The sequence below is a fragment of the Aeromonas sp. QDB62 genome, assembly GCF_027705695.1.
In the GTDB taxonomy this organism is placed as follows: Bacteria; Pseudomonadota; Gammaproteobacteria; order Enterobacterales; family Aeromonadaceae; genus Aeromonas; species Aeromonas allosaccharophila.
Map to the genome: position 1 here is coordinate 1 of NZ_JAPDCD010000116.1, position 1349 is coordinate 1349.

General features: G+C 64.9%; 1 protein-coding gene. It reads left to right on the forward strand.

Annotated elements, in window-relative coordinates; translation table 11 throughout:
- Positions 1–156 precede the first annotated feature (156 nt).
- Positions 157–1341 carry an IS4 family transposase gene (locus tag OKC27_RS22665; RefSeq protein WP_110820759.1) on the forward strand — a complete coding sequence of 395 codons (1185 nt, stop codon included), beginning with the start codon at positions 157–159 and terminating at the stop codon, positions 1339–1341.
- The last annotated feature ends 8 nt before the right edge of the window (positions 1342–1349 follow it).

Sequence of the window (1349 nt, forward strand, 5' to 3'; positions counted from 1 at the left end):
CAATGCTCTCAACTTTAGCTTATAGCCCTTGTGAACCCTATGGGAAACGGGTAAAATGGCGTTCGTTAAGTCATTGATAAATAGACAATATGAACTCGAATACTCGACCACGAGTCGCTGCTGTCCGAGTTCGCTGACTTTCTGCTCGACCCCGCGCTGGCCGAGCAGGTACGTCTTCGGCCTGGGGCCTTCACCCGCGATCGCAAGCTCACCCTGCCGCGCCTGGCGGCCATGATGATCTCGGGCATGTGCGCGAGCGTTCAAGCCGAACTCGACGCCTTTTTCGGTCGCCTGCATGCGGTGCCCGGGCGGATCCGCGAGGTCAGCGCACAGGCCTTCAGCAAGGCCCGCCAGGGGTTTTCGGGCCGGCTGTTCGAATTGGCCAGTGCGCACCTGCTGCACCTGGCGCGCCCGCACATAGAGGCGGCACGCTGGAATGGCCGCCGCGTGGTGGCGGCTGATGCGTCGCGCCTGCGTGTGTCGACACGCAAGACGGCCGCACTGACGGCGGACCACTACGCGTTTGCCTTGTTTCTGCCGGGCACCGAACTCACGCTGCACGCCAGTCTGCATCCGGCCGACGGCTCGGAGCGGCAGATGCTGTTCGAGGCGCTCGACGCACTCGATCCGGCGCAGGATCTGCTCGTGCTCGACCGAGGTTACGTCGGCAACACCATGGCGGCGACGCTGGCGCAACACGGCATGGCCTTCTGTCTGCGCGTCGATGCCAGCGGCTGGCGTTGCGTCGCCGACTTCCGACGCTCGAACGAGGCCGAGCGCGTGGTCACACTGTCGCCGCCCACCGCACGCGATGCCAGCACGTTCGATCTGGCCCGCACCGCCACCACCGTGCGCCTGATCCGCAACATCGCTCCGAACGGCCAGATCCGCGTCCTGATGACCAACCTGCTCGATGCCCAGTCGTATCCGGCCGCGCAGTTCAGCGCGCTCTATCACCAGCGCTGGCGCGTCGAGGAGGCCTTCAAGCGCATCAAGCATCGTCTGCGCCTCGAGGCCACGACGGGGTTGAACTACCTCGCCCTGCAGCAGGACTTCGCCGCCAAGATCCTGGCCGACAACCTGTGCGCACTGCTCAGCGGCAGCGGCACCGACGACGCCATCCAGACCGGCTCCCGCCCGAATCGCACCTACGCATTCGGCGCACTCAAGCCCATCCTCGCCGGGTGCCTGCTCGGCATCGCTCAGGCATGGGCGGCATTGCCCGATACCCTGGCCGCCATGGGCCGCAGTCGATGCCGCATCCAGCCAGGCAGAAGCTACCCACGACCGCCCCGAAGCAAGCCACATTTGCATATGTCCTATAAGGGAGCGTTAAGTTGAGAGCATTG